The sequence below is a fragment of the Bacillus sp. ISL-4 genome (assembly GCF_018613275.1).
GTDB lineage: Bacteria > Bacillota > Bacilli > Bacillales > DSM-1321 > Peribacillus > Peribacillus simplex_E.
The window spans coordinates 182,916-209,805 of record NZ_JAGGQN010000012.1; the positions used below are offsets into that span (position 1 = coordinate 182,916).

At 42.2% G+C, this 26,890-nt stretch carries 24 protein-coding genes; all 24 read right to left on the bottom strand.

What is annotated here, in order from left to right; translation table 11 throughout:
• Positions 1-24: 24 nt before the first annotated feature.
• Positions 25-2,793, bottom strand: a complete 2,769-nt coding sequence (ileS, locus tag J7J00_RS10270) for an isoleucine--tRNA ligase (RefSeq protein WP_214790378.1) — start codon at positions 2,791-2,793, stop codon at positions 25-27.
• 393 nt (positions 2,794-3,186) lie between these two features.
• Positions 3,187-3,702 carry a DivIVA domain-containing protein gene (locus tag J7J00_RS10275; protein WP_034313857.1) on the bottom strand — a complete coding sequence of 172 codons (516 nt, stop codon included), beginning with the start codon at positions 3,700-3,702 and terminating at the stop codon, positions 3,187-3,189.
• 85 nt (positions 3,703-3,787) lie between these two features.
• Positions 3,788-4,561: a YlmH family RNA-binding protein gene (locus J7J00_RS10280; protein ID WP_214790380.1), complete on the bottom strand. Its 774-nt coding sequence runs from the start codon at positions 4,559-4,561 to the stop codon at positions 3,788-3,790.
• 132 nt (positions 4,562-4,693) lie between these two features.
• The gene (locus tag J7J00_RS10285; RefSeq protein WP_053345253.1) at positions 4,694-4,960 is read right to left on the bottom strand and encodes a YggT family protein; all 267 of its coding nucleotides are present in this window, start codon (positions 4,958-4,960) and stop codon (positions 4,694-4,696) included.
• 6 nt (positions 4,961-4,966) lie between these two features.
• The gene (locus J7J00_RS10290) at positions 4,967-5,431 is read right to left on the bottom strand and encodes a cell division protein SepF (RefSeq protein WP_214790382.1); all 465 of its coding nucleotides are present in this window, start codon (positions 5,429-5,431) and stop codon (positions 4,967-4,969) included.
• Between the two features lie 21 nt (positions 5,432-5,452).
• The gene (locus J7J00_RS10295; protein WP_214790385.1) at positions 5,453-6,124 is read right to left on the bottom strand and encodes a YggS family pyridoxal phosphate-dependent enzyme; all 672 of its coding nucleotides are present in this window, start codon (positions 6,122-6,124) and stop codon (positions 5,453-5,455) included.
• A gap of 2 nt (positions 6,125-6,126) precedes the next feature.
• Positions 6,127-6,954, bottom strand: coding sequence for a peptidoglycan editing factor PgeF (gene pgeF, locus J7J00_RS10300; RefSeq protein WP_214790387.1), 828 nt, complete (start codon positions 6,952-6,954; stop codon positions 6,127-6,129).
• Positions 6,955-7,009: 55 nt separating this feature from the next.
• A complete protein-coding gene (locus tag J7J00_RS10305; RefSeq protein WP_076366653.1) occupies positions 7,010-7,279 on the bottom strand; it encodes a YlmC/YmxH family sporulation protein in 270 nt (89 codons plus the stop codon).
• A 229-nt stretch (positions 7,280-7,508) separates the two neighbouring features.
• A complete protein-coding gene (gene sigG, locus J7J00_RS10310) occupies positions 7,509-8,288 on the bottom strand; it encodes an RNA polymerase sporulation sigma factor SigG (RefSeq protein WP_214790389.1) in 780 nt (259 codons plus the stop codon).
• A 150-nt stretch (positions 8,289-8,438) separates the two neighbouring features.
• Positions 8,439-9,158: an RNA polymerase sporulation sigma factor SigE gene (gene sigE / locus J7J00_RS10315; RefSeq protein WP_034313874.1), complete on the bottom strand. Its 720-nt coding sequence runs from the start codon at positions 9,156-9,158 to the stop codon at positions 8,439-8,441.
• Between the two features lie 58 nt (positions 9,159-9,216).
• Positions 9,217-10,143, bottom strand: coding sequence for a sigma-E processing peptidase SpoIIGA (gene spoIIGA / locus J7J00_RS10320; protein WP_214790391.1), 927 nt, complete (start codon positions 10,141-10,143; stop codon positions 9,217-9,219).
• 506 nt (positions 10,144-10,649) lie between these two features.
• Positions 10,650-11,807, bottom strand: coding sequence for a cell division protein FtsZ (gene ftsZ, locus J7J00_RS10325; RefSeq protein WP_034313879.1), 1,158 nt, complete (start codon positions 11,805-11,807; stop codon positions 10,650-10,652).
• Positions 11,808-11,851: 44 nt separating this feature from the next.
• Positions 11,852-13,150 (bottom strand): cell division protein FtsA, encoded by a 1,299-nt coding sequence (gene ftsA / locus J7J00_RS10330; RefSeq protein ID WP_214790394.1) that lies wholly within the window; start codon positions 13,148-13,150, stop codon positions 11,852-11,854.
• Positions 13,151-13,414: 264 nt separating this feature from the next.
• Positions 13,415-13,780, bottom strand: coding sequence for a small basic family protein (locus J7J00_RS10335; RefSeq protein WP_098371078.1), 366 nt, complete (start codon positions 13,778-13,780; stop codon positions 13,415-13,417).
• Positions 13,780-14,490 carry a DUF881 domain-containing protein gene (locus tag J7J00_RS10340; protein ID WP_214790396.1) on the bottom strand — a complete coding sequence of 237 codons (711 nt, stop codon included), beginning with the start codon at positions 14,488-14,490 and terminating at the stop codon, positions 13,780-13,782. The genes J7J00_RS10335 and J7J00_RS10340 overlap by 1 nt, the downstream gene beginning before the upstream one ends.
• Positions 14,491-14,532: 42 nt before the next feature.
• The gene (locus J7J00_RS10345; protein ID WP_214790398.1) at positions 14,533-15,225 is read right to left on the bottom strand and encodes a DUF881 domain-containing protein; all 693 of its coding nucleotides are present in this window, start codon (positions 15,223-15,225) and stop codon (positions 14,533-14,535) included.
• Positions 15,212-15,994, bottom strand: a complete 783-nt coding sequence (locus J7J00_RS10350) for a cell division protein FtsQ/DivIB (RefSeq protein ID WP_214790400.1) — start codon at positions 15,992-15,994, stop codon at positions 15,212-15,214. Before J7J00_RS10350 ends, J7J00_RS10345 begins: the two co-directional genes overlap by 14 nt.
• A 131-nt stretch (positions 15,995-16,125) precedes the next feature.
• Positions 16,126-17,034: a UDP-N-acetylmuramate dehydrogenase gene (murB, locus tag J7J00_RS10355; RefSeq protein WP_214790402.1), complete on the bottom strand. Its 909-nt coding sequence runs from the start codon at positions 17,032-17,034 to the stop codon at positions 16,126-16,128.
• A 355-nt stretch (positions 17,035-17,389) separates the two neighbouring features.
• The gene (gene spoVE, locus J7J00_RS10360) at positions 17,390-18,490 is read right to left on the bottom strand and encodes a stage V sporulation protein E (protein ID WP_214790404.1); all 1,101 of its coding nucleotides are present in this window, start codon (positions 18,488-18,490) and stop codon (positions 17,390-17,392) included.
• Between the two features lie 159 nt (positions 18,491-18,649).
• Positions 18,650-20,002: a UDP-N-acetylmuramoyl-L-alanine--D-glutamate ligase gene (murD, locus tag J7J00_RS10365; protein WP_214790406.1), complete on the bottom strand. Its 1,353-nt coding sequence runs from the start codon at positions 20,000-20,002 to the stop codon at positions 18,650-18,652.
• On the bottom strand, positions 20,003-20,980 hold the full coding sequence (gene mraY, locus J7J00_RS10370) for a phospho-N-acetylmuramoyl-pentapeptide-transferase (RefSeq protein ID WP_034313901.1): 978 nt from the start codon (positions 20,978-20,980) through the stop codon (positions 20,003-20,005). It lies immediately after the preceding gene.
• A gap of 87 nt (positions 20,981-21,067) precedes the next feature.
• Positions 21,068-22,540 (bottom strand): UDP-N-acetylmuramoyl-L-alanyl-D-glutamate--2,6-diaminopimelate ligase, encoded by a 1,473-nt coding sequence (locus tag J7J00_RS10375; protein WP_214790408.1) that lies wholly within the window; start codon positions 22,538-22,540, stop codon positions 21,068-21,070.
• Between the two features lie 158 nt (positions 22,541-22,698).
• The gene (locus J7J00_RS10380) at positions 22,699-24,621 is read right to left on the bottom strand and encodes a stage V sporulation protein D (RefSeq protein ID WP_214790410.1); all 1,923 of its coding nucleotides are present in this window, start codon (positions 24,619-24,621) and stop codon (positions 22,699-22,701) included.
• A gap of 112 nt (positions 24,622-24,733) precedes the next feature.
• Entirely contained in the window at positions 24,734-26,890 is a 2,157-nt protein-coding gene (locus J7J00_RS10385) for a penicillin-binding protein (protein WP_286201276.1), read from the bottom strand.

Below are 26,890 nucleotides of genomic sequence, written 5' to 3' on the forward strand. Positions count from 1 at the left end.
AGGGACCGGCTTTTTTTGTAGGAATTATTGATTCACGTAATGCTCTTTCACGACTGTAGCACAACGCGGGCAAAGTGTTGGATGTTCTTCCACTTGACCTACTTCCTTCGAAACATTCCAGCAACGTTCACACGTTTCACCTTCTGCTTTTGTAACAAGGATCGCTATATCCTCAAGTTTAACCGCTTCTGCTGGGGCACTTGCCACATCGCCAGCGATTTCGAATTCGGATACGATGAATAGCTGTTCAAAGCTTTCCTTGATGCCATCAAGCAGATTCTTCGTTTCTTCATTAACATATACCATCACTTTAGCATTCAGTGATTTTCCGATGACCTTCTGGTTACGGGCTTCTTCTAATGCTTTTAGAACATTATCACGGACACCCATGAACGCCGTCCATTTTTCTTCAATGACTTCAGCATCATCAACGGAAATTTCTTCAGGCATCAATGTCAACTGTACACTTTCTTCCGTTACACCCGGAATGAACGCCCATACTTCATCAGCTGTATGAGAGAGGATCGGTGACACCAATTTGGTTAAGCTGACCAATGATTCGTAAAGGACCGTTTGAATGGCCAAACGCTCTTTACCATTTGGAGCTTCACAATAAAGAATGTCTTTTGCATAATCAAGGTAGAACGAACTTAAATCCTGTGTACAGAAATTATTGACCATATTATAAATTGTCGCAAACTCATAATTTTCATAACTTAGCTTCGACTGTTTGATCAGTTTATTCAATTTAACGAGCATGTATCGATCGACTTCAGGCAATTCTTGGACTGCCACTTTATCGGTTTTTGGATTGAATCCATCCAAGTTCCCTAACAGGAAGCGGAATGTATTACGGATTTTACGGTAAACTTCCGAAACTTGTTTTAAAATAGGATCGGAAACCCTGACATCCGATTGGTAATCCACCGAAGCTACCCAAAGGCGTAAGATATCTGCACCAAGTTGGTTCATGACCTTGGATGGCAGTACAACGTTCCCAATCGACTTACTCATTTTACGGCCTTCGCCATCCAATGCGAAACCGTGGCTAAGTACACCTTTATATGGTGCTTTGCCTGTAACTGCAACACTTGTTGAAAGCGATGAGTTAAACCAGCCGCGATATTGATCGGACCCTTCTAAATAAAGGTCAGCAGGCCGTTGCAAGTCGTCTCTTTCTTCAAGTACCGCTTGATGGGAAGAACCGGAATCGAACCATACGTCCATGATATCCGTTTCTTTCGTGAAGATACCATTCGGGCTGCCTTCATGTGTATAGCCTTCAGGCAGAAGATCTTTCGCTTCACGCTCAAACCAGATGTTTGATCCGTGTTCACGGAATAGATTTGAAATATGGTTGATTGTTTCATCCGTAATGATTGGCTCGCCATTTTCTGCATAAAACACAGGAATTGGCACTCCCCAAGCGCGTTGGCGGGAAATGCACCAATCCCCGCGGTCACGGACCATATTGAATAGGCGCGTTTCGCCCCAAGCAGGTACCCATTTGGTTTCTTCAATCGCTTCCAGAAGTTCACTGCGGAAGTCTTTGATTGACGCGAACCATTGTGCTGTTGCACGGAAGATCGTTGGCTTCTTCGTCCTCCAGTCATGTGGGTAAGAGTGCGTAATGAACGTCAAGTTCAATAACGCGCCTGCTTCAGTTAATTTTTCGGTAATAGGTTTATTCGCTTGATCATAAAATAATCCGGCAAATTCCCCTGCCTCTTCCGTCATGACTCCTTTTTCATCTACAGGACAAAGTACGTCCAAGCCGTATTTTTGCCCAATGATAAAGTCATCTTCACCATGGCCAGGCGCAGTATGAACACAACCCGTTCCAGCTTCAGTCGTTACGTGCTCACCTAACATCACTAAAGATTCGCGGTCATAAAGAGGATGTTTGGCAACAGCACGGTCCAACTCGCTTCCTTTAACTGTTTTCAGGATAGACGGGTTTTCCCATCCTAATGTTTCCGTAACCGACTCAAGCAGTGCCTCAGCAAGTAAGAACTTTTCATTGTCGACAGCCACCACTACGTAATTTAATTGCGGGTGCAATGAAATACCAAGATTAGCCGGAATCGTCCATGGAGTTGTTGTCCAGATGATGATCTTGACGCCCTCTTCGATTACACCTTTGCCATCTGTGACTTCAAAAGCAACATAGATGGACGCAGAACGTTTGTCTTGATATTCAATTTCTGCTTCGGCAAGAGCTGATTCACTAGACGGGGACCAGTAAACAGGTTTTTTCCCTTTATAAATATAGCCTTTTTTCGCCATTTCACCGAATACCTTGATTTGCTGGGCTTCATATTCAGGCTTTAATGTGATATAAGGATTATCCCAATCACCACGGACCCCTATTCTTTTAAACTGCTCACGTTGATTGTTAATCTGACCATAAGCATACTCTTCACAAAGCTTTCTAAATTCGGCAACGCTCATTTCTTTCCGTTTCACGCCTTTTTTTGTCAATGCCGTTTCGATCGGAAGCCCATGCGTATCCCAGCCAGGTACATACGGTGCTTGAAAACCGCTCATTGATTTAAATCGGACAATGAAATCCTTTAAAACCTTGTTCATTGCATGGCCCATATGGATATCGCCGTTGGCATACGGAGGTCCATCATGCAAAATGAATAAAGGACGTCCTTCCGTTTGTTCTTGCACTTTTTTATAGATGTTCATTTCATTCCATTTTTCTTGGATTTCCGGTTCACGTTTCGGCAAATTCCCCCGCATTGGAAATTCAGTTTTAGGCATCAATAAGGTATCTTTGTATTCCATCATAAAATCCTCCATCCGTCTTTACATAAATTCATTCGAACCGATGACTTGATATCCGGCCAAAATAAAAAGCCCTCTCATCCCTAAAAAAGGGACGAGAAAGCTTAGCTTCCCGCGGTACCACCCTGGCTAGAAAGATTCACAAAGTGAATCCATCCTCTCGAGCATTCGTAACGTGAATGAAACGCTTCATTTACTAACTGCAAAAGCAGGTTCAACTCAGAACTCAAGGGTGATCTTCAATATCTTCGCTTATTCCGGGCTTTCACCATCCCCGGTTCGCTAAAAATAAGTGTGTGAAGAATTTACTTTCCCTGTCATCGTCTAATTTCATAATGAATAGTATTGTTAAAAAATTATATGCGAAAAAAGTGTTCAAAGTCAAGGAATCGTTTAAATTTCCTCTTCCACTCTCTCATTTAATTCTATTTCAGTCGCATCCACTTCATAATCCAGAAGATGATCCCAATCGTCATTGTCCAGCAAATCAAGCTGTGCACCGACAAGCATTTTGAAACGCGTCCGGAATACTTTGGATTGCTTTTTCAAATCCTCAATATCCATCGCTATTTTCCTTGCTTTCACGAGTGACTCATTGACGATCCTGTCCGCGTTTTTCTCTGCTTCCTTTATGATCAGTTTCGCTTCTTTTTGGGCATTGCGCCTTAATTCTTCGGCTGCTTCCTGAGCGACAATAATCGACTTGTTAAGTGTACCCTCAATTGTCGTAAAATGTCCCAAACGATCAAAAGTCTCGTTCAGTTTATCTTCAAGTTCTTTCTTCTCCCTCAAAATCAGTTCATAATCTTTAATGACCTGGTCGAGAAATTCATTTACTTCATCTTCATCATACCCACGAAATACTTTGTTAAATTCCTTGTTATGTATATCTATCGGGGTTAAGGGCATTACGGCACCTCCAGAACGGTTTCTACTCTAGTATGTTAAAACTCTATATTCGACAATAAATTTATAAATCCTGCTTTTTATTGAATTATTTTTGTCTGCCTAACGAGATTCTCCACTTATCCTTCTTGGTTTTCCCATCGATTGAAGCTATTTTACATCTGCCAAAACCTCTGATGGAAAGTGTATCACCTTCACGGCATTCTTCCGAGACGTTTTCCGTTTGCTTGAAATTCACCTTTACTTTACCTGACGTTATCAAGGCCTGCGTTTTTTGACGGGACATATTCAGGACGGACGAAAGCACACTGTCAAGCCTAAGAGAACTGACGGTGGTTACTTGCTCTTCCCATTTTTCTTTAACTTGGACGATTTCCTCGATTGGAAGCCGTCTGATGGAAACAGAGGCATTACCTACTTTCTCCAGATTCCCTGTGAGATATGAATCCATCTCCTCGGCAGCAATAAATTGAGTATGCTCCTCCGTCACTATTATATCACCAAATTTTTCACGTTTTACCCCTAGTGACATCAAGGTTCCAAGTATTTGCCTATGTTCAAGCGTAACAAACTTTTTTGGATAGGAGATATCGTATAAGGAGATATTGAAATCCGATGGTTCAGGAGAGTAATAATCAGGGTAAATGAGCACGCGTTTTCGCTCTACGAAATCGCACCCGCCATTGAATTGCAGTTTCGCATCCGGATCATTGCCCAATAAAGAAGTAAGGATTTCCTGCTGACGCGGATCAAGAAAATCAGATAGTTTCGGAGCGTAGGAATTTTTAACCTGATCGATCCAATTCACAGCCTGGTCAATAAAATCTTTTTCCTCCGGCCTGAAATGCTGATAAATACTCATGATTGAATAAATGCTCCTTAGTTATCAAATTAATGGAGATCATAAGGAATTGATTAAACTCATTCTGCGTTGCTACTACACAGCGGAGAATCTTCCGACTGTGTAGTAAGATCATGTCATGTTAGTTGTTGATCATCCTATTAAAGTCTGTAAGTAATAGATTCCATAACCGCTGGCAAAATTAAGTACCAGCAAAGCCACAAGAGGTGAAAGATCGATCATGCCAAGTGGCGGAATGAACTTTCTGAACGGTTCTAAATACGGTTCGCAAATCTTTTCCAGAAATTGACCAATCGATGTCTCCCTTGCATTGGGGAACCATGACATCAATATGTAACCGATTAATGCCATTGAATAAATTTCAATTAAATAATATAAACCCTGAAGCACTAAACCCATTAACCATTACCACCTCGCTTCTTCGTACTCCTCTTCGGCGGCGAAGCCGGTAATATTACCGGAAACATCGACGTTGTCCGGGGTACATAAGAATATATCTGTTCCGATTTTTTGGATATCCCCGCTGATTGCATAAACAGTCCCACTTAGAAAATCAATGATTCGCTTTCCTTGGTCATGCTGGATTCTTTGAAGGTTCACGACTACAGCGCGCCTGTTTTTCAAATGGTCAGCTACCTCCTGGGCTTCTGCATAAGCACGAGGCTCCAATAATACTACTTTAGAAGATTTCTGTACGCTTTGCAAACTTACGATATTCTGATTGGCATGATTCCCTGCAGAAGCGGACTGATGCTGTTTAGCTGATTTCACGGCTTTTGGTTCAGCCTCCTCTTCTTCCATCTCTTCATCCTTATACTCATACTCATCATCCAGCGCGAAATAAGATTTAAATTTTGATACGAACGACATCTATAGGGTACCTCCTTAAAATTATTCGCCTACAAGTGCTGTACCAATCCTGATCATTGTAGCGCCTTCCTCAATGGCAATCATGAAATCATTGGACATCCCCATGGACAACTCAGTACAGGGGGCATGCTCCAACTCTAAATTTTGTATTTCAACCTGGATGCCTTTCAGTTTTCGGAAGCATTCCCGCAAAACCTGTTCATCATCGGTAAGTGGAGCCATCGTCATCAATCCTGCAACATTCACCTTATCAAACTTAGATACCCCTTTGATGAAATCCATCGTCTCCTCAGGACTTAGGCCATGTTTTGATTCCTCACCAGAAACATTCACCTGCACTAAACAGTTTATCGGTTCATTTGCACGTTTTTGAATTTCTTCTGCCAAAGAAATGCGATCCAATGAATGGATATACGAAATTTTATCGATGACATTCTTTACTTTGCGTGTTTGCATGGAACCGATATAATGCCAGTTGGGCTTGTCCTTCAGCACTTCATATTTAGTCAAAAGCCCTTCGTCACGGTTTTCACCCAAATCAAGTATTCCCGCTTCCAATGCTTCATTCGCTCTCTCGACCGAAACATATTTCGTCACTGCGATCAACTTTATCGCTTCACGGTCCCTTCCACTATTTTCACATGCTCTATTTATCTTTTCTTCGATGTTTTTTAAATTGTCCACTACTTTCACTGTTACTCTAAATCCTCCTTCCAACCGATAAAACTCATCAATCTGCCTGTCTTCCCTTTATCACGGCGATGTGAAAAAAACAATTCATGATCACAGCTTGTACAGTATGATGTAACTTCGATCTGACTTTTTGGAATTCCTGATTTTTGAAGAATCAATGCATTAAGTTGCTTAAGGTCTAACTGATATTGTCCTTCACTGATTAAATTATAGGGCTTTTCGTCAATATCTACCAGCAAATTATGCGCTAAATCCATCACATAATCATCAACTACATAGCATTTCGAACAAATCGACGGTCCAATAACAGCAAATATCTCACTTGCTTTTATACCCTCACTCAGCCATGCCTCAACCATTTTTCGTGCAATTCCATTAACCGTACCCTTCCAGCCAGCATGTGCCACCCCAATCATACCATGTGCCGGAGCAAGAAAGTATAAGGGCACGCAGTCTGCATAGCAAAGGGTCAATAGTACATCTGGGTCCTTCGTATAGAATCCATCAGTCGCTTTAAAGGCTGAATCATAATCTGTAGCACCTATCCCGCCATCGCGACTGGTAACTTTATGGATTTTCGTTTCATGTGTCTGCTCGGCACCTATCCATTCATTAAGCGGAAACATCAGCTTATCAGCTATAATCCTGCGGTTTCCCTGGACATCTTCAAGATTATCCCCGACATGAAAACCGGTATTCAATGTTTGAAAATCACCTGTACTGACTCCCCCATTTTTTGTGGTGAAGCCCGCTACGAGCTGGAGATTTTTTTGTCTCCAGCTGTCAATGAGCATATATTGGTCTTTTATTAAAACAAATGGCTCTTTCATGCTATAAACCTCTTTATTTTTAGTCTAGTGTATCATATATTTGCGCCACGCACCTTTAAAACCGTTCATCTTTCACTTCCGCTTGAAAAACAGTCTGATGCTCAACAAGTATGACATCTGCACCGATTTTTTTTATTTTACGCCATGGGATCACAATATCCTGTTCTCTGCCAAAAAAACCCATTAATCTGGTTCCATTTGAAACGATGATGGCCTCTATTTTCCCCGTGGCCGTATTGATTTCAAGATCTGACATATTACCTAATTTCTTACCATCCGCTATATTGACGATATCCTTAATTTGAAATTCGGAAATCCTGGTCACATCACTCAGCTCCTCAAAATTTCATCATAGATGAAGGTCCTATTCCTATGTATATGACATAATGAGCTCAAGGATGAAGAATACGATAAATAAACGTCCATTCGATCACGATCCCTTCCGGAAGGGATTTTCAACAAAATAAAAAAGCCGCTATGGATAAGTAGCCGTTAAGCGGGTATTGACATTTTTGCCCTACCCGCTTCAGCTAACTTTTTCTCATGCTCAGCTTCTACTGTTGGATATTTTTATTCATTTGTTTGATTGCCGCTTTTTCCAATCGGGAGACCTGTGCTTGTGAAATGCCGATTTCCTCGGCTACCTCCATTTGCGTCTTCCCTTGGAAAAACCGTTTGCGAAGGATCATTTTTTCCCGGTCATTCAACCGTCTCATGCCTTCATTTATAGCTATTTCATCAATCCAGGTACTATCTTTATTTTTTTCATCACTCAGTTGGTCGAGTACATAAATCGGATCCCCGCCATCATTATAAATCGGTTCAAAAAGTGAAACTGGATCTTGTATAGCATCTAGTGCAAAAACAATTTCTTCATGAGGTACTTCCAACACCTTGGCGATTTCTTCAGCTGTCGGCTCACGAAGGGTCTGACTTATGAGCTTTTCTTTTACCTGCAAAGCTTTGTAAGCGATGTCTCTTAAAGAACGGGATACCCGAATCGGATTATTGTCACGAAGATATCTTCTGATTTCTCCAATAATCATCGGAACAGCATACGTTGAAAACTTAACATTTTGACCTAGGTCAAAGTTATCTATCGACTTCATCAACCCTATACAGCCTACCTGAAATAGATCATCTACATACTCTCCCCGATTGTTGAAGCGTTGAATGACGCTTAGAACGAGTCGAAGATTCCCGTTTACCAGTTTCTCTCTTGCTGAAATATCGCCACCTTGCAGTTCTTTAAAGAGTTTTCTCATTTCTTCATTCTTTAAAACCGGTAATTTTGATGTATCCACACCGCAGATTTCAACCTTATTACGAGACAAAATTATTCCCTCCTCACAGGAGCGCTGTACAAAAAACAGTATTTCCGCGGGAGGAAAAAATATGCACACGGCTAGAACAGAAAATCGCCATTATTTTTCAATATAGCTACCAAAGTATTGATTTGATTGACATTTAAGCACTTTATTTTTTTACACCATTTTATTAAATTCTTTACGAAGCCTCTTAATAATCCTTTTTTCCAAACGTGAAATGTAAGATTGGGAAATCCCCAGCATGTCAGCAACGTCCTTTTGGGTTTTTTCTTCTCCGCCTGCAAGCCCAAAACGGAGTTCCATTATCTGTTTTTCACGTTCGGATAACTGTGTAAGTGCTTTTGTCAGCAGCTTACGGTCAACGTTTGCCTCAAGGTCTTTCGTGATAATGTCATCGTCCGTTCCAAGTACATCGGATAACAGAAGTTCATTTCCATCCCAATCAATATTCAGAGGTTCATCAAAAGAAACTTCAGAACGGATTTTGTTATTTCTGCGTAAATACATTAATATTTCATTCTCGATGCATCTCGAAGCATATGTAGCCAGTTTTATTTTCTTCTCAGGATTGAATGTATTCACAGCTTTGATCAAACCTATGGTTCCAATGCTGATTAAATCCTCAATATTGATGCCAGTATTTTCGAATTTCCTGGCAATATAAACCACCAGCCTTAAATTACGTTCAATCAAGATCGAGCGTGCAGCTTCATCGCCATTCGGTAATTTATTGATCAGTATTGCCTCTTCTTCCTTCGAAAGGGGCGGCGGCAGTGCCTCACTCCCTCCTATATAAAATATTTCGTCCGTTTTCAATCCGAGCTTGAACAATAGTTTGTACCAAAAATAAGTGAGCCGAAGAATGAATTTCTTCAAAATAATTCTCCCTTCTAATAAACGGATTATGGGTCAAATTATAGAGTGAATTGATGGTTCAGGAGGCATTTTGCACCGGTATCCCGGTTAACATTTTCGGGTGAACGATAGATTGATAGCTATTGTCGGGAGAGAGTTGCTGAAAGGTAAACGAAACGAGACCTTGCTTGACATGAAATTCTTTTTCTCCTTGAACGATCTTAATGTAATCCGGTTTGATTGCGGTTAACAGCTGATGTTCATGACCCACGACTTTATAAGGGATGACACGCATTCTTCCTGTCCATGAATATTCGGGCTGCATTTCCTGACTAATCAGGTTATCTGGGTTTTTAAAGAGCTCTAGCATATCGTCCGGAATTCCTGCTTCCCCTCCTGAAAGAGAGATGATCATTACTGGGGAACGTGTAATCGGATCATATAGTTGATTGCCGCTATCCACCAATCCATGAAATTTTCCTTCAAAGTCAGCAATTTTAACCGAGACCGAAACCATTTGTTCATGTGTAAGCTTGGTCATCTCCATCCCTTCAAGTGTTCGCTTGGAAAATTGCCATGCGAGCGGGAACCCGATCATTACGAATATCCAGCTGACAGGGTCGCCAAAACGGTTGATTCCTGCATATTGACCAGGGTCCTTGGACACGATTTGGAATTCAAATAAGTAGTGAAGTCCCAGAAGGATTCCTCCCGATAAAAACGTCACGAAATATAAAGTGGCCACCGATTTCATGAAAAGTTTCAACCTATTAAACCCAAAGGTTGCCAGCACCATGACAAGGGATACTAAAATCTTCATGTACACTCGGTCGGCAATTGCATAAAAAGGAGTGAATGCCAATACGATAATGAAGGAACCAATCAACCCGCCGATGCATACCCGCCATAGAGCTACCCTTCGTTTAAGAATGATTGCGGTCCAATATAAAAGGAGGCAGTCAAATAACCAATTCAACAACCAGATCACATCTAAATATAAAGTCAAACACCCTCCCCTCCTTTTATTAACAAACCTTCCACTAGCAAAAAGTATAGCGTACCTGCCCTTAGAAAGTGTGTCACTTTTTGTACTGAAAACTTAAGAGTTTTTCAGTCATTTTTACCCTTTTTGTAGAAAAACAGCCATTGATATTTTCAATACTGTCTTAGAGACTATCCTGCTCCCTTTTACTTCTGTCGATTTATGTTATAAAAGTTTAATAATTTATTGATCTCTCATCTTTTTACATTAATGAATGAAAGTGAGCAAATGATGTGGACTCCCTTCTGCCAAGGCACTCCATCCAGCACAATTCCGTCTTCTAGCTCACAGGACATTCAGACAAGATCCTGGATCCAATATTGCAGATTTCATTTATCACTTCGGTCCGAGTGATAAAGCTCGAGAAACGCCCCATTATTATAAGGTCAATTGACACAATTTCTTTTAAGAATTCATTTTATTAACGACAAAAAACCGTCCCCAAATGGGAACGGCATATGACGTCGATATTAACGGCGTCTATTACGGTTACGGAGGAAGGTTGGAATATCCAAGGCCTCATCACCTTGATTGGCATTACGTGCAGGCTGTTCATTGACTTCTTCTCTCTTCACTTCACGCTTCACGTTTGACTGTGGCGTTTGTTGTGTCTGAGGTCTTGATTGCTGCTGTTGTCCAAGTGTTGGACGTCCAGTAGGCCGTATTGAAGCTTCAACCTCGTTAAAGCCTGTTGCAATTACCGTAACGACGATTTCATCTTTAAGGTTTTCATTGATAACCGAACCAAAAATCATGTTCACGTCTTGATCGGATGCAGTAGCCACGATATCGGCCGCTTCCTGGACTTCAAAAAGACTTAGGTTCGTGCCACCTGTAATATTCATCAGTACGCCTTGGGCACCATCAATCGATGTTTCAAGCAACGGACTGGAAATGGCTTTTTTCGCCGCTTCCGCCGCACGGTTTTCCCCTGAGGAAATCCCGATTCCCATAAGTGCGGAACCTTTGTTGGACATGATTGTCTTCACATCGGCAAAGTCCAAGTTAATAAGACCTGGGACAGCAATTAAATCTGAAATCCCTTGTACACCTTGGCGAAGTACATTATCGGCTTCACGGAATGCTTCAAGCATCGGCGTGCTTTTATCGACGATTTCAAGGAGGCGGTCGTTCGGAATGACGATCAGTGTGTCAACCGATTCCTTCATGGATGAAATGCCACCTTGTGCCTGTGTTGCACGTTTTCGGCCTTCGAAAGTAAATGGACGTGTAACTACACCCACTGTAAGAGCCCCTAGATCTTTAGCAATGCCCGCTATGACAGGAGCGGCCCCTGTTCCCGTACCGCCGCCCATTCCAGCCGTTACGAAAACCATATCGGCACCTTTAAGCGCTTCTTCAATCTGCTCTTTGCTTTCTTCAGCAGCTTTTTTTCCTACTTCGGGATTGGCACCTGCTCCCAAACCGCGTGTAAGCTTCCCACCGATTTGCATTTTGATTTCTGCTTTTGATAGATTAAGAGCCTGTGCGTCAGTATTGACAGAAATAAACTCAACACCCTGTACACCATGCTCGATCATTCTGTTTACCGCATTGTTTCCGCCGCCGCCAACACCTATTACTTTTATCGTTGCTAATTGTTCTAGATTAGAATCAAACTCCAACATGACAATCCTCCTATTTTGACGAAATTCCCGATTCTTAATGATTGTTATTCAAAAAAGTAACCCAGGATTTTTTTGAACTTAGATTCACCTTTTTCACCTTGTTTTTTAGCCGTGTTCTCTTTGTTTTTCTGAGAAACCTTCTGGCTACGCTGGTCGTTATCTTCTTGAGCTTGTCCAGCTGCTACAGGAGTTTTATTAGCGGTGTTTTTTTGCATTCTCTCTTTCTTGCATGCGTGTTTAATCAAACCAACAGCTGTCGTGTATTGGGGTTCCCTGACACCGATGTAATTCGGTTCAGCTGTCCTTACCCGGTTTTGGAACACATATTGAGCTAGCTCCAGGACTCCCGGCATCTTGACGACGCCACCGGTCAACACGAAACCACCCGGTATATCCTGGAAGCCAAGTCTCTTCAAATCATCTTGAATCAACTCGAATATTTCGGTCACCCGCGCTTCGATGATATCCGAAAGCATTAACTGGTTGCAGGTCTGCTGCTGATCGCTGCCGATGATCGGTATTTGGAATACTTCATCTTCAGACGCGTCATCATAAAAGGCATGTCCATGCTTTACTTTTATTTTCTCAGCTTCCTCCATCGTTGTCCTTAGAACGATGGAAAGGTCCTTCGTAAGTGTTTCCCCGCCTATAGGTATCACAGACGTATATTGTAAATACCCTTGTTCGAAAATTGCCAGAGTCGTGGAACCACCGCCAATATCGACAAGCGCCACACCAAGTTCTTTTTCATCCTTGGATAAAACAAGAGAACCTGCGGCTAGCGGCTGAAGGGCGATATCGGTTATTTCTAACCCTGCCCTTTCCACACAGCGCAGTGTGTTATGTAAAATTGTCCGAAGACCTGTGATTAAAATCCCTCTCATTTCCAACCGGACACCTATCATGCCCCTTGGATCACTGATTTCATCAAGTTCATCAACTTTGTAGTGAATCGGCACCACGTCGATGATTTCCCTGTCGGATGGTATCGTTATTAACTCCGCTGCTTCCCTAACACGGAAAACGTCATGCTCGGTAATCTCTTTATTATCACTGGATACCGCTACTACCCCATGACACGGCTGAAGCGTCACGTGATTTCCGCTTATGCCGACGATTACCTTCTTTATCTCCATCCCTATCATCCGTTCTGCTTGCTCTATAGCCTTTTGAATGGATTGGACGGTTTCATCTATACCGACGATCGAACCCTTTTTGAGCCCTTCTGATTTAATATTTCCTACGCCGATTATATTTAATGTGTCATTGACCATTTCCCCAATGATAACTTTTACACTGGATGTACCGATGTCAAGACTTACGTATATTTCGTTGCTGTTCATTCCATGGCACCTCCTTCAGTTTTATACATGTATTAGTAGAATAACATTTTTATATCGAAGACTTATACATTATAGAATAACAGAACTGATTACAACAACTCGAGAATTTCATTGATAAGCGGTTCATTTTGGATTTCCCGAACAAAACTCGTAGATTTCCCACTTTATGGTGCTTATTGTTCGCTTCTCAACGAGACTGATATACTTAATAAACTAGATACTGCCATAAACTATTCGTCATTTATAACTTAATTCCCTTTAAAATTATAGATTTTTTTTCTGCTTTTTCCGGGAAATGGACCATTTTTCAATTAGGATCCTTCTAATCAGGGCGATATTTTGAAAGAGCCTTACACCGAACACAAAGATTGCGGCTAAATATAAGTCTACACCAAGATGTACACCTAGAAAAGCCAAACCTGCGGCTAAAACAATATTAAAGAAGAATCCTGTTACAAATACAACTTCATCATAAAGATTTTGCAAATGAGCCCGTATGCCCCCAAATAAGGTATCAAAAGCAGCAAGCACGGCAATGGAAAGATAATTTGAATATTCATGGGGAATATCAAAATCCACCAAAAAACCAAGGGTGATTCCAATCAATAGTCCAAAAACTGGAAGCCACATTACGATTCACCCCCATCCATAATGGGTTCCATATGTTCCACATTAATAGCATTTTGGTAGGCCGGCAATGTCAACTCACCGGAAGGCACATTGATCTGCACTTCAAAATTATCTATAAAGAAATCATCCATAAGTTCGGAACCTTCAATGCGTTGCTTCAGTTTCTTTGGATTAACGGTTATTGCCTGTATTTCGACCGGGTAATGAACAAGAGGATACCCGTCCATTTTCGGCTGCCCATTAATATCACGAATAACCGATGTTGATATATACCTTTGTCCTGAAATGGAAATTTCGTCAGCGCCATACCTATACATTTCATTGATGAGCCGAATGATCAAAACAGGTGAAATATACTCGACCTTCTCACCAAGAAGGATATCTGCTTTGATAGGCTGTATAGATACGATGACCCCATTACCTTTAATTTCGGTCAAACCTGCATCTGTCTTTAATTCGGTCAGGGTGTCACGCAATACTTCTTCTTTACTCTCATTTTTCTTTGTTTCATAGGATGCTATTTTTCCCTCAAGCTTTCCTATACCCTCTATTAAATCCGCCTGGGTCTGCTGTTCTTTCAATAAATCATTTTTTAGCTCCCACATATCCCTTGTATCGGAAACGACAGGCTGATTCACCAAATTGAATTGAATAGCGAGCATGAAGCCAGCAATCAACGTAATCAAACTAAAAGAAAGCTTTTTTTTCATTTCCAGTTTCTCACCAATCTTTCATCGAATCCGGCGGTCTGATCACCCTCCAATAATTGGGTCAAAAATGATATTCTTTTGTTTTTCCACTGTAAAGATAATATTCTCATTAACCAGCTGTTCCTTGATGCCACCGGGTAAGTCCAGTGAAGCACCCAGGACATCCGGGTCCCCAATCGCAGATATGATGAAGGGAGCAGGATGCTGATGGCCATCGACTGTAATCACAGGCCCATTACAGATTATGTATGAATCATGATTTAACCTTTGACCGTTAACCGCAACAGCCTCTGCACCTGATATGTATAGTTCATTGACGACCTTGAAGACATGCTGTTCATGGACGAGGTAATTATTAACATTGGCTTCTGAATCCATATCCGTACCATCTTCAAGCGTCACCTGCAGGCCTGAGCCTTTCACTTTCACTTTCCCGAGAAACATACGGTATTTTTCCGTATCCTTTGCCAAATTGAAAAAAAGCTGCTTTTCCTGCGCTAAGTCTTTTTCTATTTGGGATACATTTTCCTGCTTCTGAAGGAGTTCCTTCTGAAGTTCCCGGTTCTGCTTCTCTTGTTCGATCAGCTTCTGCCTGAGCTCATATTCCTGATCCCAGGCTTTGTCCTTCGCTGCACCTTCACTTTCTTTGGTCAGATTGTAAGAGAAGGCAATCATGAATCCGAGCACCACGCAAACCAGGGGTAAAACCACCCGCTTGCCATTAATTTTCCTCATTAGTGTCTTCCTTTTGATCAGCGTCTTCATATGCCTTAAAATAAGAACCCACTTCCAGATCGATGACTCCCTTTACATTTGGATCCAACTGGCTGACAATTGATGGATAGTGAATCATTTTCTCGTATAAAGTCCGGCTTGTCGCACTTACTTCAAACCCATCGTTCATATACATGACGATATGGTTGACATCAGTTTTGGTCGGAGCGTAATGAATTTCTGAAATGGCATTCTGAATCTCGACAGGAAGCTTGTCTAGCTCTTCTAAAAGCAACTTTAATGCTTTACCCTCTTTGAAACCAATTAAAACAGGGGCAAATACTGGAATTTCGCCTGTTGCCAACTCCTCTAAAACGGACCCGTTTTCCAAAATGGGTGCAAACTTCCCATTATTGGACAGATATGCCATCCTATTATGTTCCGAAACCGTAATTTTAATGGAATTAGGAAATATCGGTGTCACCTTAACGCTTTTTATTTCTTGATTTTTTTTGATATTGGCTGCAGCTTCCCCTGTATCAACCTTCCAGATGCTTCGATCCTTCTTCACCTTACTCAATTTAATGATCTGTTTGGAAGTAATATAACGATTCCCCTCTACCTGCACGGATTTCACATAGCTTAATGGAGATAAGAAATATAGCACACAAGCAACCAGAATGAAGAAAAGGGAAAGCAGAAGAACAAGCCGCCTGTTTGCTTTGCTTTTTCTTAATTGTTTTAATTTCGGGATGCGGTCCTCAATGGAAACGATTTTCCCCTTTTCCATCCCCTTCACCTCTTCCTGAAAAAATGGATGGTTCTTGACGGTGCGAAATCAAGACAAACTCTATATTTTATTATTAACTAACTTTAAAAGGTAACACATTATATCACAATATTTGGATATAATGAATCCTATTATTTTCTGCCGATAATTTCCACTTCTGTTTCCATTTCAACTTCAAATTTATCATACACAGTATCCTTCACATGCTGTATCAACGCTTGAACATCCGCTGCACTTCCATTACCTGTGTTAACGATAAAGTTCCCGTGCATCGGTGAAATCTGAGCTCCGCCAATAGAATGTCCCTTCAGGCTTGCATTCTCGACCAATTTACCAGCATGGTGTGGAAGTGGATTCCTAAATATGCTCCCGGCACATGGAAGATTATACGGCTGGGTATCTTTACGATAATTCTTGTTATTCTGCATTCTTTCAACGATTTCGATTTTATCACCCTCTGTCAATTGAAAAATTGCTTCCAGTACGATACCAGGTCTTTTCTTCTGAAGCAGAGAAGTTCGATAAGAAAACTCCATTTCTTCTTTCGAAAGCCAAGCTAGGGTTCCATCTTCAAAAAGAACATGTGCCTCCTTGAGAATTTCACTCATATCGGAACCGTGTGCACCAGCGTTCATATAGACTGCTCCGCCGACGGAACCAGGAATCCCACTGGCAAATTCCAATCCTGCATATCCTTTTTTACTGATTTGTACGGACAGGCTGACAAGTGATACCCCAGCTCCTGCTTTTATCTCCGGCCCATTTATCTCGAGATGATCAAGTCCTTTACCCAATTTAAGCACGGCACCTTCAATTCCGCCATCACTGACAAGTAGGTTAGAGCCCCTGCCGATCACCGTCCATGGAATCCCATTTTCTTGGATGACCTTCATTGTTTTTTCTATATTCTCAATGGATGAAGGCACGATGAATAAATCAGCCGGCCCCCCAATTTTCATAGTTGTATGATTTGCAAGCGGTTCCTGTTCAAGAACTTTGCCGATTTTCATTTCAGTTAATTGCTTTATCACATTATCCATGATAAACCTCCTTGTTGTTCCAAAAATTCCAGGTTATAATTTTCATTTCCTCTTCCATGAGGTCACTTATATTACAAGTTTAATAACGCCTTTTTAGCAGAAAAATGAACAGAAGCAAGCCCCAGTACGGCCTAACCCTCTTATACTATAGTCTAAACAAAGACGTATTGCCAATATTTATTGTGGTTTCCTCAACATTCATACATGGTAATATTTAAGCGGCATTTCATTTATTTCTAAATTTCGGCAAGGCACCCTCCAAAATCGTTTTCCTGCAAGGGTTTTCAACGTAAAAAAAGGAAGCCCTGCGTTTAACAGAACTTCCCTTTTGCAAAACCATATATTTCACTTATTTTCAGAACCTTGAATAACGGCTAATATTCAGGAGCACCCCAATCGCCATCAACATGAGCGTCAGTGATGAACCGCCATAACTTAAGAGGGGCAAGGTGATACCCGTTACTGGCATCAAACCCGTTACCACACCTATATTGATCATCACTTGAATGGCGACCATTGCAATGATTCCCACCGCTACAAGGCTCCCATATAAATCAGGAGCACCAAGTGCGATCCGAATGCCCCGCCAAAGCATAAGCGCAAATAGTAAAATGACAAGAGAACCCCCGATGAAGCCAAGCTCTTCGGAAAGTATGGCAAAGATGAAATCAGTCTGCGGTTCTGGTAAATAGAAAAACTTTTGGCGGCTTTGCCCGAGTCCCAATCCGAACAATCCCCCGGGTCCGATTGCATAAAACGATTGAATCATTTGAAATCCACTGCCCAAAGGGTCTTCCCAAGGATCCAGAAAAGACGTGATCCTTTTTATCCGGTAGGGCGCTGACAAAATCAGACCGATAAAACCTGCTGCCCCGATTAGCCCCAAGCCGACAAAATGACTGATTTTTGCCCCGGATATAAAAATCATAACGATGCACGTTCCAACCATCACCGTTCCCGTTCCAAGGTCCGGCTGTAACATGATCAATCCAAATGCCAAAAACACTAAACCCAAGGATGGAAGCATCCCTTTTTTAAAGGAGGTGATCAGCTTTTGCCGTTCTGATAAAAACTTAGCTAAAAAAGCGATCATCGCCAGCTTCATGAACTCAGAGGGCTGCACCGAAAAGGCACCTACACCAATCCAGCTCCTCGAACCATTTCTCGCCATCCCTATACCTGGTACAAGCACAGCCAGTAACATAATGAAACAAATGATGATAAGGATCTTGGCCCATGTCCGCCACGTCCAGTAATCCACATTCATGATGAAAAACATGGCTATGACACCAACGCAGGCAAACAGCAACTGCCTTTTAGCAAAATAAAACGAATCATCAAATTTATATGTTGCCCAAATGGCACTCGCGCTGTAAACCATGATTAATCCAACAGTCAAAAGACTTAAGGTGACGATAATGAGAATGAGATCGGGATTCGATTTTTTTAATGGCACGGACATCCACCTCTAGGAAGTTTTTCGAGCCTGCGAATATAAACATCAATGCTGATTGCTTGTCAGCACTTTAGCCAAAAAAAAAGCGATAACGGCTCATTATCGCTTTTTTCCCTGGTGTCAACGTAGAAGCAAATTCACTTCTCTCTGCGAAAGCTCTTACTTAAGTTTATGCACGGCCTCCATAAACATGTCTCCTCTTTGCTCAAAAGTTTTATATTGATCCCAGCTTGCACAAGCCGGGGAGAGAAGAATGCAGTCGCCTTCATCTGATAATTCAAATGCAGACGGCACGGCCTTTTCTACATTATCGACACGTTTTATATTCGCTATTCCTAATTCTTTGGCTACCCGTTCAATTTTTTCTGCCGTTTCACCAAAAGTTATCACGGCTTTGACATTTTTCATCGCCGGTTTCAACTCATCAAATTCATTTCCGCGATCCAAACCTCCCGCCAATAAGATGACAGGTTCCGTAAAGGAAGTTAGCGCTTTGGATGCTGCAAGAATGTTCGTCGCTTTCGAATCATTATAAAATTTACGGTTATCGATCGTCGCTACAAACTGCAGACGGTGCTCCACACCATAAAATGTTTTCAGTACAGTCTGAATGGCTTCGTTAACTACACCCTTCAGTTTGGCCGCTGAGATGGCAGCGAGCACATTTTCCAAATTATGCTTTCCAGGAAGGGCTATCTCTGATACTTCAATGATTTTTTCTCCTCGGAAACTGACGGCACCATCTTCCACATAGGCTCCATTCTCATGCTTCACTTCAGCTGAAAAAGGAACAAGTTCAGCCTTGGTCTTTTTCGCCATGGACAAAACTAGATCTTGATCTGCATTATAAATCATGAAATCTGAGGCTATTTGATTTTTCGTAATGGCAGCTTTTGCTTCGACGTATTCCTGTTTGGAACTGTGATAATCCAAATGTGCATCATACAAATTTGTCACGATAGAGATTTCAGGACGAAATTCGTCTATTCCCATTAACTGAAACGATGATAATTCAATGACGATCGAGTCATCGGGTTTTGCATTTTCAGCAACACCAGAAGCCACTGTCCCGATATTACCGGCAACCAGCGGGGATTTTTCACCCGTCTTCAACATTTCGTATATCAATGTTGTCGTGGTCGTTTTCCCATTTGTACCAGTGATCCCTATGAAAGGTGCTTCACTTATCTGATAGGCCAGTTCAACTTCCGTGATAACAGGGATCCCTTTTTCCAATGCCCCTTTTACAATAGGGTTCCGATAGGGGATTCCCGGGTTTTTCACGATCAGCTCAAAACCCTCATCAAGAAGCTCGATCGGATGACTGCCGCAGATGACTTTGATTCCCTGTTCAAGAAGTCCTTGAGCCTCAGGATTCTCCGATAATGGCTTCATGTCATTAACCGTCACGAAAGCACCTAATTTATGTAGAAGCGAAGCTGCAATCACTCCGCTTTTTGCCAAACCCAATACTAATATCTTTTTCTCTGAATACTTTGCAGTCTCTTTCAATTATATCCACACCTCTAAATAGATTCCGAGTACCGCACACAGCAGCCCCACTGTCCAGAAAGTCACGACGACGCGCCATTCCGACCAGCCGGAAAGCTCATAATGGTGGTGAAGCGGACTCATTTTAAAAATACGTTTACCAGTCGTTTTAAAAGATCCTACCTGCAGGATGACCGAGAGCGTCTCAATCACGAAGACTCCGCCAATGATTACCAGGAGGATTTCAAGCTTCGTTAACAAGGCGATGGTTGCGATCGCTCCCCCAAGGGCCAAGGAACCCGTATCCCCCATGAAAACCTTTGCTGGATGTGCATTGAATACCAAGAACCCGAGTACTGCACCGACAACCGCCACAGAAAAAATAGCGACATCATATTGTGACTGACTCCAGGCCAAAATGGCAAAAGCACCAAAGGCAATGGCTGATGTTCCTGAGACAAGTCCATCAAGTCCATCAGTCAAATTGACGGCATTCGAAAAACCTACCAGCCAGAAAATAACGATAAACAGATAAAACCAGCCAAAATCAAAAGCAAAGTCAGTACCTGGAATCGTCAATTCAGGATTAAAACGGTCTGTCTGCTTAAAGACGAAGTAAAAGATGACAGAAATCACAATTTGTCCGAGCAGTTTTTGCTTGGAAGTCAATCCTAGGTTTCGCTTCATGACCACTTTGATGAAATCATCCAGGAAACCTAATAAACCAAAACCTAAAGTAACGAATAATAATAAATACGTTTCGGTTGAAGGTGCCGAAAATTTCAAAGTCATGACTAGTGTAGCAATGGTGACAGATAATAAAATGACCAAACCGCCCATGGTGGGTGTTCCAGTTTTCTTCAGATGCGATTGCGGGCCTTCTTCCCTAATACTTTGCCCGAATTTCAATCTTCTTAAAAACGGGATGAAAATCGGCGAAAGAAGAACGGTTACTAAAAACGCCACCAAAATCGTATAAAAAATCACTTGTTCCAACATTCCTTACTCCCTCATTCCTAACACAATTCAAATATAAAATTCTGCTTGATGTCTTTTCTTATTTGTTGCATGCAATTTCAGCTTTGTTCAAACTGAACCCAAACGACTTTGAATCGCCTTTTCCGCTTCTTCACGGTCATCGAAGTGAAGCACTTCGTCACCGACCAATTGATAGGTTTCATGACCTTTTCCGGCTATTAATATAACGTCGCCCTCTTCAGCCTTGGAAACAGCGTAAGCTATCGCCTGCCTGCGGTCTTCAATAACCGTATATTCTTTGCCTGCTACACCAGCTTCCATATCCCGGAGGATCTGGGCAGCATCTTCACTGCGCGGATTATCCGAAGTGAAGATCGGGTCAGTCGCCAAGCTGCATGCAATTTCGGCCATGATGGGACGCTTTGTCTTGTCTCGGTCCCCGCCGCAGCCCACTATCACGAAAATTTTCTTTCTAGCAAACTCACCAACAGTCTTTAGAACATTTTCTAAACTGTCCGGAGTATGGGCATAGTCAACAATGACAGGGAAGTCCTGATTCGCTGTAATGAGCTCAAAACGGCCTGCAACACCTTTTATATCCTCGATGGATCTAATTGTCTCATCTAGATCGTTACCGGCGCACAAAGCAGCAGAAATTGCAGAGAGCACATTATAAACACTGAATTTACCAATTAGCTTCAGCTGAATGTAACGCTCTTCTTTACCTGCTGTCAAGGTGAACGATGTGCCATTTGCATCAATTTGTATATCCTTGGCCCTGATATCTGCTTCTTTGTCTATGCCGTATGTTATGACTGTAGCAGCAGTCGCTTTAATGAAATCAGCTGTTGCCTCATCATCAGCATTAAGCACAGCATATTTAGGACGATTTTCTATGTAAGCATTGCCTAGCTGTGAGAAAAATAAGGATTTTGCCTGTCTGTATCTGTCCATGGTTTTATGAAAATCCAAATGATCCTGTGTGAGATTCGTAAAGACGGCAATATCATAATCACAGCCATGGACGCGTCCAAGCTCAAGTGCATGTGATGAAACTTCCATAATGGCAGTGGTAACGGATGCTTCAGCCATTTCATGAAAAGCCTTCTGCAGCGTAACGCTATCTGGCGTCGTATTCTTAGTTTCATATACCGTATCGGCAATTTTTGTATACATTGTGCCAATCAAGCCTGTTTTTTCTTGTCGATCCTCGAAAATCTTTTCCAATAAGTGACTGGTCGTCGTCTTTCCATTCGTACCTGTAATTCCGATCAAGCGCATCTTTTGAGTCGGATGGCCATAGAATGCATCGGCAAGCACCGCCATCGCCCTGCTCGAATCCCTGACTACGATCACGGGAACATCGAGGTCAAGCGGCCTTTCGGCAATGACTGCTGCAGCTCCATGTTCTACAGCAAGTTGGGCAAAATCATGACCATCGACTGTATAACCTTTTATACAAACAAATAAACTTCCGTCTATGACTTTACGGTTATCATTTTCAATGGAGGTGATTTCAGGATTTTCTCCTTCATACGTAAATAAGGAGTGTAAATAAGATAGTAATTTGTGAAGCTTCATTTTTCCATCCCTCTCAACTTAATTTGAGGATTCATTATATGTGATTAGCCTTGGCTTGTCGAGAAACCAATTTCAATTATACGGGGTTATCCCGACTCCGTAAACAAAGCGGCTGATGATTCTTCAGCCGCTTTAACTATTCATATATTATATTATACTTATTCTGTATTTTCGCCAAGATAAATTCTTATTGTGGAGCCTTGTTTTACTTTAACACCTGGATCCGGGGCTTGATTTATGACTTTATCCCCATTGCCGGCAATATCCAGCTTAAGGTCGATCAGCTGGGTTTGCAACTCTTTTTTGCTGAGACCCACAACGTCAGGTACCTCGACCATGACCGGATCCGTCCAGAGCGTTTCCTTCTCAATCTGGTTTTTCCTTGGCTTGACGCCCATGGCCCTAAGTGAATCCTCCATGATATTCCCAACGATCGGTGCGGCAACGACCCCGCCGAACTGTACCGTTCCTTTCGGATTATCCACCGCTATATAAACGACGATTTGCGGATCATCCGCTGGAGCGACCCCAATGAATGAGAGAATATAATTATTTTCAAGGTATCTGCCATTTTCAGCTTTTTGGGCTGTACCCGTTTTCCCGCCGACTCGGTACGACTCCACGAATGCTCCTTTACCGCTGCCTTGGGCGACAACGGATTCAAGTGCTTCACGGACTTTCTTAGAGGTTGCTTCTGAAATCACTTTTTTCTTCGCCTGTGGGGTCTTTCGCATCAGCACTTCCCCATTTTTTGGATTCACAAGTTCCTTCGCGATATAAGGTGTATACAAAGTTCCGCCATTCACAGCCGCCGATACCGCTGTCACCTGCTGAATGGGCGTTACGGCTACACCTTGTCCAAACGCTGTCGTTGCCTGCTCAACCGGACCCACTTGATCCATGTTGAACATGATTCCTTTTCCTTCTCCGGTTAAATCAATCCCCGTCTTTTGCCCAAACCCGAAATCATTTATATATTTAAACAGCTTGTCTTTACCAAGCCGGTTCCCTAATTCTACAAAACCAGGGTTACATGAGTTCTCGACGACTTCAAGAAAAGTTTGGTCCCCATGTCCTCCGCTTTTCCAGCAATGCAGTGTAGACCCTGACACTTCCACATGTCCGGAATCATAAAAATGTTCCTTTTGTAAGTCGACCTTCCCTTCCTCAAGCGCCGCAGCAAGCGTGATGATCTTAAAAGTCGAACCTGGTTCATATATACTCCAAACTGGTAAATTACGATTATACACTTCTGAAGGTACATTTTGAAAATTGGCCGGGTCGAAGGTTGGCCTGCTTGACATTGCCAATATTTCCCCTGTATTCGGATCCATTGCAATGGCAATTAATCCATCGGGATCATATGTCGCCTCCGCATTATCGAGCTCCCTCTCCACAATTGTCTGGATTTTGCTATCGATGGTTAGCTTCAAGTTATCACCATCAACAGGGGGCTTATAGTCATCAGCCATATTTTCAAGTCTTTTCCCTTTAGCATCGGAGTAAAATTTAACGAATCCTTTTTCCCCGCTTAGTTCCTTATCATATGACAATTCAATACCCATCAACCCTTGATTGTCAGAGCCTGTAAAGCCAAGAACATGCGAAAGGTATTCACCAAATGGGTAATGGCGCTTTGAATCTTCAGCGATATAAACACCCTTTATCCCTAATGCTTTAATTTCCTTCGCCTTTTCATGAGATATCTTTCTGCCTTCCGGAATTCTGACGCTCATCGCCTGTTTCGTTAACCATTGATAAGCCTTTTCCTTTGTCATATCCAATATTGAAGCAAGCTGTTCCGCCGTCTCCCCAGGATTCTCAATCTGTCTTGGGATGACATAGACTGTTGGCGCAGATATATTCGTTGCCAGCTCAACACCATTCCGATCCAGAATTTCTCCTCGTTTGGCTTCAAAAGGAATATTCCTGCTCCAGGAATCTTTAGCCAGCCCCGTCAACTTATCCCCTAGATAAAACTGTACAATTCCCAATCGGATATCAATGATAAAAAAAACAACGATACCGATCGCCAATGCGATTGCCAGCCGTTTTCGGACAGTAACATTCGAAACACGCAAAAACAGGCACCTCCATTTCATACATGCTTCAATATATGCTTGTCTACTCGATGCTAGACTACAAACATTGAAAGAATTAAAGAGGGGATCCATTTGGATCCCCTCTTTATCTTCACTCTGTTTTCTCTTTTGTCGGTATATCTTCACCAGCCCCTTCAGGCTGGGATAATTCAATATTGAATGTCTCTCCTTCCTTTACTTTTTTCCCGGCCTCAAGACTTTGTTTACTCACATATCCAGTACCTTCAGTTTTTAGATCCAGTTTTGCAACCTTAGCCAATTTCATAACATCGCGCAGGGACCATCCCTTCATGTCAGGAACTTTCATTTCGCCTTCCGTCCTCAGGATTATCTTTTCACCCTGCAAGAGTGTGCTCCCCGCTTTTGGGGATTGATCGAGCACCTTACGCCCACTTCCGATCGTACTGACATCATAGCCAAGTTCCTTCAGTTCTTTGACAGCTGAACTCTCGGTTTGATTCGCATAGTCAACGATTTTATTTGCTTTTTGTTTTTTAACTTCCGAAGGCTTTATGTTTAGATACTGCAGGCTATTTTGCATGACAGGATTAAATATCTCTGACAATGGATCAGCCCCAACATAAGATACACCTAACTTCGGCTGCTTGACAGCCACATACATGACCAACTGCGGATCATCTTTTGGAGCCATGCCTAAAAAGGAGAATACGTAGTTATTTTTGCCTTCTAAATATCTACCTGTCGGACCAGCAATTTGTGCAGTACCGGTTTTCCCCGCTACTTCATATCCATCAATGGCATATTTTTTCCCTGTTCCTTTTTTCGCGGAAATTACCGTTTCCAAATAATCACGTACTTGTTTTGCAGTTTCTTCCGAAATAGGTTGCCCTGTCACTTTCGGCTTTGTCGTTTTCAAAATTTTTCCGGTATCTTGATCTGAAATGCTTTTTATCACGTACGGCCGCATCATTTTTCCGTCATTGGCTATTGCGGATGCAGCTTGGATTTGTTGAATCGGTGTAACGGTCGAACCCTGTCCAAAGGAAGTAGTAACTTTTTCAAGCTTATACTTGTATTGAATTTTACCGGTTATCTCGTTCGGCAGGTCAATTCCCGTTTTTTCATCAAATCCAAACTTAGTCAAATACTCACGGAAAGTATCCGCTCCTATCTTATCCATTGCAAGAGTAGCAAAAGCGACGTTGGAGGAACGTTGAACCCCTTCAAGAAAGGTCATGCTCTTCCCTCTTTCGATTCCGCTATGATCTCCGATTTGCCCCGATCCGGCTTTGTAGGTTCCAGCGACAAAGGTTTCATTCGGATTAAAGACCCCTTCCTCAACAGCCGCGGCAAGGGTGAATGTTTTCATGGTTGATCCCGGTTCGAAGGTTTCTTCAATAGCCAGGTTACGCCAAGTATCCGTAAGCCCGACTTTCGTTGCCGGATGGAAGGTAGGCCTTTGCCCCATCGCCACGATCTCCCCCGTTTTCGGATTGGAGACAATCGCTATGATTTGTTCAGGATCGTATTTTTCCTGCACTTTGCTCATCGAATCTTCCAGGAACGTTTGTATTTTCTTGTCGATGGTAAGCATGACATCATTGCCATTATCCGGAGCAACAACCTTTTCCTTCTTATCAGGTAAGAGGAAGCCCCATGAGTCACTGTCATATGTCAGCTTCCCATCCGTTTCCTGCAATTCTTTATTGAGGTACCTTTCGATGCCGAACTTACCAGCCATTTCTCCCGTTTCTTCATCCTTTTCTACATAGCCAATCAGATGGGAAGCGAAAATTCCATTAGGATAAAAACGTTTATTGGTTCTTCCGAATGTAATTCCCGGCAGTTCCAATTTTTCTATTTTCTGCTTGACGACCTGGGTCAAATCCTTGCCGGCACTGCCAAACTCCACCTGGTATGCCTTTTTTTTCGTAAGTCTTTCATAGATGTCCTGTTCATCCATGTCGATATACTTAGCAAGCTTATTCGCGGTCATCTCCGGATCCTTGACATGCTCCGGCTCCTTTTCACTGAGTACCGCCCTTAAGATATAGGAGGAAGTATCCTCGGCGATGACTTCACCTTTAGTATCGAGTATGCTTCCCCTTTTTGCTTCTATGACCTGTTTTTTTTCATATTTCTTGTCGATTTTTGAAGCCAGTACCTCTCCACCTGCTGTACCTGTTACCTGAATATACAAAAAGCGGCAGACTAACACAAAAAAGAGCAGGCCGAATAAGAAGAATAATCCGGCTGCCCCATGCTTCATATTTTTTTGTTTCTGCAT

Bases quoted from the DNA above. Each gene is read 5' to 3' on its own strand.
- J7J00_RS10350 (WP_214790400.1), bottom strand. From the start codon at position 15,994: ATGGAAAAGGGGAAAATCGTTTCCATTGAGGACCGCATCCCGAAATTA.
- pgeF (WP_214790387.1), bottom strand. From the start codon at position 6,954: ATGAAAGAGCCATTTGTTTTAATAAAAGACCAATATATGCTCATTGAC.
- ftsA (WP_214790394.1), bottom strand. From the start codon at position 13,150: ATGAACAGCAACGAAATATACGTAAGTCTTGACATCGGTACATCCAGT.
- J7J00_RS10375 (WP_214790408.1), bottom strand. From the start codon at position 22,540: ATGAAGCTTCACAAATTACTATCTTATTTACACTCCTTATTTACGTAT.
- J7J00_RS10280 (WP_214790380.1), bottom strand. From the start codon at position 4,561: ATGAGTATTTATCAGCATTTCAGGCCGGAGGAAAAAGATTTTATTGAC.
- J7J00_RS10285 (WP_053345253.1), bottom strand. From the start codon at position 4,960: ATGGGTTTAGTGCTTCAGGGTTTATATTATTTAATTGAAATTTATTCA.
- ftsZ (WP_034313879.1), bottom strand. From the start codon at position 11,807: ATGTTGGAGTTTGATTCTAATCTAGAACAATTAGCAACGATAAAAGTA.
- J7J00_RS10340 (WP_214790396.1), bottom strand. From the start codon at position 14,490: ATGAAAAAAAAGCTTTCTTTTAGTTTGATTACGTTGATTGCTGGCTTC.
- J7J00_RS10345 (WP_214790398.1), bottom strand. From the start codon at position 15,225: ATGAGGAAAATTAATGGCAAGCGGGTGGTTTTACCCCTGGTTTGCGTG.
- J7J00_RS10275 (WP_034313857.1), bottom strand. From the start codon at position 3,702: ATGCCCTTAACCCCGATAGATATACATAACAAGGAATTTAACAAAGTA.
- murB (WP_214790402.1), bottom strand. From the start codon at position 17,034: ATGGATAATGTGATAAAGCAATTAACTGAAATGAAAATCGGCAAAGTT.
- J7J00_RS10335 (WP_098371078.1), bottom strand. From the start codon at position 13,780: ATGTGGCTTCCAGTTTTTGGACTATTGATTGGAATCACCCTTGGTTTT.
- mraY (WP_034313901.1), bottom strand. From the start codon at position 20,980: ATGTTGGAACAAGTGATTTTTTATACGATTTTGGTGGCGTTTTTAGTA.
- J7J00_RS10385 (WP_286201276.1), bottom strand. From the start codon at position 26,890: ATGCAGAAACAAAAAAATATGAAGCATGGGGCAGCCGGATTATTCTTC.
- J7J00_RS10290 (WP_214790382.1), bottom strand. From the start codon at position 5,431: ATGTCGTTCGTATCAAAATTTAAATCTTATTTCGCGCTGGATGATGAG.
- ileS (WP_214790378.1), bottom strand. From the start codon at position 2,793: ATGGAATACAAAGATACCTTATTGATGCCTAAAACTGAATTTCCAATG.